Source organism: Vibrio sp. 2033, assembly GCF_033339735.1.
Genome location: NZ_JAWOVC010000095.1, coordinates 1 through 1,221, shown reverse-complemented (window position 1 = coordinate 1,221; position 1,221 = coordinate 1). Strand labels below are relative to the sequence as shown.

Annotated in this window: 2 protein-coding genes; both read left to right on the top strand. The window is 41.2% G+C overall.

Annotation, left to right across the window (positions count from 1 at the left end; genetic code table 11):
• Nucleotides 1-130: 130 nt before the first annotated feature.
• Entirely contained in the window at nt 131-475 is a 345-nt protein-coding gene (locus tag R7P74_RS24830; RefSeq protein WP_225474323.1) for a hypothetical protein, read from the top strand.
• Nucleotides 476-563: 88 nt separating this feature from the next.
• The gene (locus R7P74_RS24825) at nt 564-1,016 is read left to right on the top strand and encodes a hypothetical protein (protein WP_225474324.1); all 453 of its coding nucleotides are present in this window, start codon (nt 564-566) and stop codon (nt 1,014-1,016) included.
• The last annotated feature ends 205 nt before the right edge of the window (nt 1,017-1,221 follow it).

The window sequence follows — 1,221 nt, the reverse complement described above, 5'->3', positions numbered from 1 at the left end:
GCGTTGGGGCATGTCAGCCCAGTTGAGTACGAAAGTATGTAGTTATGTACTGTCTACTTTTTGTGGGGTACACCAGTCGCGTACTTCACACCTTAATTGGGCGTTATGAATAATTTGGTTAGGTGGAACATTGGATAATATTGTAGTCTCAATCTTACTTGCTGCTCTAGGGTGGATGGCAATCCCGACGTTTGTCTTTTTTGCCTTGTTTTTTGTGGTTTGGTTGGTTTTGAAGTCGCAAAATAATGAGTTAATTAAAGGGCGCTATGTGATTTTGAAAGAGGTTGATTGTGTTCGAGGGCTGTGGTTTAGCATGTCTAGTTTCATGGAAGAGAAAGCATTTCTCCAACTACAAAATGGTTGGTTAAAAAGTCTTTTAAAGTTTATATACCCTCTGTACTTTCTTTGGGATCTAACCTTTTTACTTGCGACGGTAGCATTCTTACTAATGGCTGGCTGGTTATGTTTTTCGTGAAAAATTATACATAACAAAGCGTTTAAGACGGATTCCCAAATCATGGCATTTTCGCTTTGAATCGGCTTTAGAAGTTTTAGGAATAAATATGGGACGCAGGAGAGATCTAGGTAGTACCGCAAGCGGTATTATTGGCTCGTTTAGGAGTCGAAACAATGATGTCGATGGTTATTGGGGTATCGGTAAGCTCTACCTGTTCGTAGACCACCTTCAAAGAAAGTGTGTTTCAATAGACCTTTGCTCCCAACAGATTGCTCCATATGACCCGCACTTTGACCTCATAACTGAACGCTATTCAAAGATGTTTAAAGGGTTGATTGTAAAACGTTCAATTCCGTTTGAATGGGTTAGCTCAGCATACGTTTACGTTGAATTTGAAGTAGATTATGAGGTCCGTCATCATAATTGGCGGAGTGCATTGGGAAATCCGAGCAATCTAGTTTGTGTAGTCGTAGATGATTATGGCAAGAGTCATGTCGCTTGTGTGTATACAAACTGTTTCCCACATGATGCGAAAAGGGAAAGTCGGAGCACTAGGTGAGTAAACTTCTAACAAATTGTTTAAGAGTGATTCGTAACGCGTGGCATTTTTACTATGCGGTGGCTTAGGGTGATTAAGGCGCTGTGCGGTAGCTTTTGTATTGCGTGCCTCACACAGATCTTGGATGAAGAGGCTGTGGAGTATCAAATAGTAGGTGGATTAGCGGCAACTATTCATGGTGGAAGTCGGGAAATAGCAGATATAG